Source organism: Bradyrhizobium sp. UFLA05-153 (assembly GCF_054185185.1).
This window is the reverse complement of the sequence record NZ_JBBIAM010000231.1, coordinates 1-6,684: the sequence shown is the minus strand read 5'-3', so window position 1 is coordinate 6,684 and position 6,684 is coordinate 1. Positions and strand designations below refer to the sequence as shown.

General features: G+C 65.7%; 5 protein-coding genes and 1 pseudogene. All 6 read left to right on the top strand.

The features are described 5' to 3' along the window. Nucleotides 1–153, top strand: a pseudogene (locus tag Q2941_RS50155) (MarR family transcriptional regulator); the annotation flags it as partial. Nucleotides 154–166: 13 nt separating this feature from the next. Then, on the top strand, nt 167–937 hold the full coding sequence (locus tag Q2941_RS50150; protein WP_458197330.1) for an enoyl-CoA hydratase: 771 nt from the start codon (nt 167–169) through the stop codon (nt 935–937). Between the two features lie 119 nt (nt 938–1,056). Continuing rightward, nucleotides 1,057–2,331: a tetratricopeptide repeat protein gene (locus Q2941_RS50145; RefSeq protein ID WP_458197329.1), complete on the top strand. Its 1,275-nt coding sequence runs from the start codon at nt 1,057–1,059 to the stop codon at nt 2,329–2,331. Between the two features lie 172 nt (nt 2,332–2,503). Continuing rightward, on the top strand, nt 2,504–4,585 hold the full coding sequence (locus tag Q2941_RS50140) for a methyl-accepting chemotaxis protein (protein WP_458197328.1): 2,082 nt from the start codon (nt 2,504–2,506) through the stop codon (nt 4,583–4,585). A 142-nt stretch (nt 4,586–4,727) separates the two neighbouring features. After that, nucleotides 4,728–5,669, top strand: a complete 942-nt coding sequence (locus Q2941_RS50135) for a dihydrodipicolinate synthase family protein (RefSeq protein WP_027520749.1) — start codon at nt 4,728–4,730, stop codon at nt 5,667–5,669. Nucleotides 5,670–5,955: 286 nt separating this feature from the next. After that, the coding region (locus Q2941_RS50130; protein WP_458197327.1) for a selenium-binding protein SBP56-related protein at nt 5,956–6,684 on the top strand (729 nt) is incomplete at its 3' end.

Sequence of the window (6,684 nt, the reverse complement as noted above, 5' to 3'; positions counted from 1 at the left end):
CCCAAAGGCCGTGCGGTCGAGGTGCGGGCGAAGGCCGCGGCGGCGGAAATCAACGCCGCGCTGACAGACGGATTTTCCAGCGCCGAGATCGACATCGTCGCGCGCTGGCTGACGAGCATTCAAACCAAGTTTCCACGAGCAACCGACGAATGAGAGGAGCCGTTTCATGACCGAGCATGTCCGGACCGAGATGACCAATGGCGTGCTGACATTGACCCTGGCGCGCCCCGACAAGAAGAACGCGCTGACCGATGCGATGTACGGCAAGCTCGCCGATACCATCGAGGGTGCCGAGACCGATCCGTCGGTACGCGTGCTCTTGATCCGCGGTGAAGGCGACATGTTCACCGCCGGCAACGACGTTGGCGAGTTCGCCGCGGTCGCCACCGGTAAATCCGAGGGCAGCCGCAACGTCGTCAGGTTCATCCAGTCGCTGGCGCGCTGCACGCGCCCGCTGGTCGCGGCCGTCCAGGGCCGCGCCGTCGGCGTCGGCACCACGATGCTCCTGCATTGTGATCTCGTCGTGCTGGCCGACAATGCGCTGTTGTCGACGCCCTTCGTCAGCCTCGCACTGGTGCCGGAGGCGGCCTCGAGCCTGTTGATGCCGCTGCGCATCGGTCACGTCCGCGCTTACGAGATGTTCGCGCTCGGCGAGGCCGTGCCGGCGAACACCGCGCTCGAATGGGGGCTCGCCAGCCGCGTGGTGCCGCTGGCCCAGCTCGATGCCGAGGCAGCGGGCCTCGCGGGGCGCCTCGCCAAGCAGCCGGCCGGCGCGCTGGTCGCGACCAAGCAGCTGATGCGCAACGGCGAGGCCCTCGTCGCTCAGATGGCCGCCGAAGGCGAGCAGTTCGCAAAGCGCCTGCGCACCGCCGAGGCGCGCGAGGCGTTCACGGCCTTCGCCGAGCGCCGCCCGCCCGACTTCACCAAGGTCGCATGACGCCGGCCCTGATGGGAGCGTGGTCGGCGCCTCTATCCGCCTGAGCGGATTGAACGAAATGGCCCCGGCCCGCGACGAACGGGCATCTAGCTTGTGGGGGACCGATGTTGGCGTTGCGGATGATGGGTCTGGTCGTGGTGCTCGCTTTGGCGGGGCTGCCGGGCCATGCCCAATCGCGGGAGGTGAAATGCCTCGGCGATACCGACCGGCCGCTCAGCGAGCAGCTTGCTGCCTGCACCAAGGCGATCGATGCGGGTGCCTTCACGGGGCGCGACCTCGCCGTCGCTCTGTTCAATCGAGGCGTTGCGCGGATGACGGGCGGCGATCTCGATCGAGCGCGTACCGATTTTGACCTGGCAATTCTGACGGATCCCAGCTTCGGTTCGGCCTTCGGCGGACGCGGAATGTTCTATCGGCGTAAGGGCGAGCTGGATCACGCGCTCTCCGATTTCGAGCAGGCCGTTCGTCTTGACCCCACCGATGCCGAAGCGGTCAACAATCGCGGTACGATCTACCAGATGCGGGGTGATCCCGATCGGGCGCTCGCCGACTTTGAGACGGCGATCCGGCTCAACCCCAAATACGCCATGGCGGTCGCCAATCGCGGCCAAGTCTATCAGGCGAAAGGTGATCTGGACCACGCGCTCGCCGATTATGACGACGCGATCCGGATCGATCCCGCCTATGGCAGCGCCTATGAAAGCCGCGGCAGCGTTTACGGCGCCAAGGGCGATCAGGACCGTGCGATTGCCGACTATAATGATGCCATCCGCATCAATCCGAAATCATCGCACGCCTTCTACAACCGCGGCAGCGCGCTCCTGATGAAGAACGAGCCCGATCGCGCGATCGCTGATTTTGACGAGGCGATCAAGCTCGATCCGACCGATGCCATGAGTCTGCTCAACCGCGGTCTCGCTTACCAGAAGAAGGGTGATCTCGATCGCAGCATCGCGGACTACAGCGCAGTGCTCCGTCTTGATCCCGATGAGGTCGACGCGCTGAACAATCGCGGCCTTGCCTGGCGCGATAAGGGCGCTTTCGATCGCGCGATCGCCGACTATGATGAGGTGATCCGGCGCGAGCCTGAATTCGTTACGGCCTATTACGGGCGGGGCCGCGCCTTCCAGGACAAGCACGAACTCGATCGCGCCATTGCGAATTACGACAAGGCGCTCGAATTGCTGCCGACCTACGCGCTCGCCATGCATTGGCGCGGTGTGGCCAAGCGGGAGAGGGGCGATGTGGCCGGGGGCGATGCGGACATCGCCGCCGCTCAGGCCCGATCGGCGCTAAAATCGGCCGCACACCCCGCCGGCGCGCTGGTCACCACCAAGCGGCTGATGCGAAACGTGAGGCGCTGGTCGCGCAGATGGCGGCCGAAGATTGCGTGACCTCGCCTGTGACCGGCATAGCTCACCGGCCTCCTCAGCCGTTCGTCCAGACTGATCGTTCAGACCAACCAGCCGTTGCGCAAATTTGCATTGCAGCCAATTCGACTAAAAACTTAACGAAACATTGGCAGGTCGCCCGGCAAAGTGGCCGCGCAATCTGGGCGCCTCGGCAATGACGATAATCAAGAAATCGGTAAGCACGCTTCTCCTGGTGCTGATGGCTCTGCTGGCCATTGGTGCTCTGACCAGCACGGCGATCCAGATGACCGGAGCCATCGGTCGCTATCGTGACAGCCAGGAGACCGGACGGCTGGCCGCCGCCGACAAGGCAATCTTCCAGGGCGTGCTGTCGCTGCGGACCAACCGCGGCGATGCCCAGAGCGCGCTGCTTGGCGAGGACGATCCGCGCAACCGCCTGGCTGAGATCGAGAAGCTCGAACAGGCCGGCTACGAGTCGATCGCCGCAGCCATCGAGACCGTCGAGTTCGCCCGTCGCGAGGAGCTTGCGAGCACGTTGAAACAGCGTTGGGGCGAGGCCGCGCCGCAGTTCCGCCTGTTCTTCGACGAAGCCGCGCGTCCGCGCGCCGAGCGCAAGATCGACCGCACCAATTCCTGGTACGATGCGGTCACCAAGACCATCGATGCGGCGAACCTCGCCTCGACTGCGGTCTCGAACCGCGCCTGGATGAACGATCCCTTCATCGCCCGAATGATCCAGGTCCGCCGCCTCGCCTGGCAGGTGCGCGACCGCTATGGCATCCAGTGCTCGGCGCTGCGCCCCAACGTCAACGCGAGCAAGCCGCTCGACGAGACCCAGAAGCTGAACGTGGCGCAATGGAACGGCGTCGTCGGCGCGGGCTGGACCGGGATCGAGGAACTTCTCGCCGCGCCCGATGTGACCGCGGACCTCGTCTCCACGGCCAAGGAAGCGCGCGCGAAGACCGACACGGTCGTCCAGCAGATCTCGCAGATCACCAAGAATTTCGACGGCAGCGGCCGTCCAGCCGTCTCCGCCCAGGAGTGGAATGCGCTCTGCCAGTCGCCGTTCGGGCCGATCGTGGCCGTCGCAAACAAGGCGCTGGACCAGTCGATCGCGCGCGCGGAAACCGTGCAAGAGACGGCGCTCGCCAAGCTCGTAGTGCAGTCGCTGGCCTTCCTGGCGGCGCTGACAGTGACATTGGCCGGCGTGTTCGTGGTGCGCAATCGCCTGGTGCGACCGGTGCAATCGCTGATGGGCGCGATCGCCCGGATCAGCGCCCGTGACTACGCAACGCCGGTGCCGCAGTCGAAATATCCCGACGAGTTCGGCACGATGGCGTCAGCGCTCGAGAGCCTGCGCGAGAGCGCGGCGACGGCGGAGCGGCTCGGTCAGGAGCGCGAGGCGCAACAGGCCCAACAACTCGCGCGATCCAGCACGGTCGACGCGGCCTGCCGGCGCTTCGACGACACCGTGCAGGCGGTGATCCACAGCGTTGCCGAATCGACGAGGGAGCTGGACGCCACCGCGACGGGTGTGCGCTCACTGGTGTCGGAGTCGAGCAACCAGACGGCCGCGGTGTCATCCGCGGCCGAGCAGGCCACCAACAATCTCGAGACCATTGCAGCCGCGACCGAGGAGCTGTCGGCATCGGTCGGCGAGATCTCGGCGCAGGTGCAAGCCAGCGCGCGCGAGGCGCGCGAGGCGGTCGCGCAGGCCGAGCACACCAACGCCACCGTCGAGATCCTGGACCAGACCGCCGCGCGCATCGGCGAGGTCGTGAAGATGATCAGCGCCATCGCAGGCCAAACCAACCTCCTGGCGCTGAACGCCACGATCGAGGCGGCGCGTGCCGGCGAGGCGGGCCGCGGCTTCGCCGTGGTCGCCGGCGAGGTCAAGAACCTCGCCTCGCAGACGGCGACCGCGACCGAGGAAATTTCGCGCCAGGTCGCCGAGATCCAGTCCGCGACGGGGCAGGCGGTATCCGCAATCCGCTCGATCGGCGGGGCGATCAGCGGCATCGACGAGAAGATGACGGCGATCGCTGCGGCGGTCGAAGAGCAGCGTGCGGCGACCACCGAGATCTCGCGCAATTTCCAGCAGGCCGCGCTCGGCACCCGCGAGGTGACCGACACCATCGGCAGCGTCGCCAGCCTCAACCGCGAGACCGGCAATGCCGGTACCGTGTTGACGGAGTCGGTCAAGAAGATGTCGGCCGATGCCGACCACCTGCGCGTGGCGGTCGAAGGTTTCCTGGGCGCCGTTCGTTCGGCGTAGCTCCATCAGATCTGAAGTTCCCGCCGCGATCGGCATTGCCGCAGGTGCGCTGCCGCGCTAAATGGTAGCGGTACCATGCTCGCGCGGCATCGCGGGCGGCCCACCACAAAGTCGCGGCAAGAATTCCAGGGAGTAAGTTTCGATGTCGGCCACGCCCCAAACCAAAGTCCAGCGTCCATACCGGGGCGTCTTTCCCGTCGCCCCCACGATCTTCAACGAGCGTGGGGAGCTCGACCTCGAAGGCCAGCGTCGCTGCATCGATTTCATGATCGATGCCGGCTCGAACGGCATCTGCATCCTCGCCAACTTCTCCGAGCAGTTCGTGCTGACCGACGCCGAGCGCGAGACCGTGATGCATGCCGTGCTGGAGCACGTCGCCGGCCGCGTCCCCGTCATCGTCACCACCACCCATTTCTCCTCGGCCGTGTGCGCGGCGCGCAGCAAGCAGGCTGAGGCCGCCGGCGCCGCCATGGTGATGGTGATGCCGCCCTATCACGGCGCGACCTTCCGGGTGCCCGAGAAAGGCATCGTCGAGTTCTTCAAGGTGCTGTCGGCGGCGATCAACATCCCCATCATGATCCAGGACGCGCCGGTCGCGGGCACGCCGCTGTCGGTCGAGCTGCTGGCGCGCCTGGCGCGTGAGTTTTCCAACATCCGCTATTTCAAGATCGAGGTGCCGGGCGCCGCGGCGAAGCTGCGCAGCCTGATCGAGGCGGGCGGCAGCGCGATCGAAGGTCCATGGGACGGCGAGGAGGCGATCACGCTGATGGCCGATCTCGACGCCGGCGCCACCGGCGCGATGACCGGCGGCGGCTATCCCGACGGCATCCGCCAGATCATCGATCCCTATTTTGCCGGCAAGCGCGAGGAGGCCAAGGCCGCCTATGAGCGCTGGCTGCCGCTGATCAACTACGAGAACCGCCAGTGCGGCCTGATCGCCTGCAAGGCGATGATGCAGGCCGGCGGCGTGATCAAGTCAGACGCCGTGCGCCATCCCCTGCAACCGCTGCACCCGGCCACGCGCGCAGGCCTGCTCGAACTCGCCAAGGAACGCGACGCGCTGGCGCTGCGCTGGGGGAAGTAACGCGCCACGCACTCTGCTGTCGTCCCGGCCCCCGTGCGCAATTGCGCACTAGGCCGGGACGACGCGGAGGAGGGGTGCGCGATCCAGCCTTCTCGGCAGCTTCCCTTTCGGCTCCAAGCGTCGAATTGGCGCGCTTCGGCCGGTTTCGCGCGGCGGCGCGATGACGTAATCTTCCCGGGCCGACCAGGCCTGCGGAGCAACTTAAAGACATCGCGCGTCAGCACTTCATTATGCCGTTATCCCGAGCCAGGTTGGCGCAAGCCGACGCAAACAGGGAGGCAGTGCCATGACAATGCGGCCAGACCCGACCTTCCACGCATCGCCGAAACTCGCGATGGAAGCGCCGCCCGAAAACTTCGCTTATACGTTGCTGCTCAGTCCGGATTTTTCCAAGCCCGACGCACTCGCGGTCATCGACGTCAAGCCGGGATCGCCGACCTACAGTCAGATCGTCCATACCGTGACGATGCCGAACAAGGGCGACGAGTTTCATCATTTTGGCTGGAATGCCTGCTCGTCGGCATTGTCTCCGCTCGCCGGGCACGCCTTCATCGAGCGGCGCTATCTCATCATTCCCGGACTCCGCTCGTCGCGAATCTACATCATCGACACCAAGCCTGATCCGACCCAAGCGAAAATTCACAAGGTCATCGAGCCGGAGGAAGTCTTCAAGAAAACCGGCTACTCGCGGCCGCACACCATCCATTGCGGCCCTGACGGCATTTACGTCAGCACGCTCGGCGGTGGCGGCAAGGACGGCACGAGCGGGCCTCCCGGCGTCTTCATCATGGATTGCGAGACGTTCGAGGTACTCGGTCGCTGGGAGATCGATCGCGGTCCGCAGACGCTGCACTATGACTTCTGGTGGAATCTGCCGCGCGACTACATGGTGACGAGCGAGTGGGGGCTGCCGCCGCAATTCGAGAACGGGATCGTTCCCGAAGATCTGCTGTCGAACAAATATGGCCACCGGCTCCACTTCTGGGATCTCCGGGCCCGGCGCAACGTCCAGACC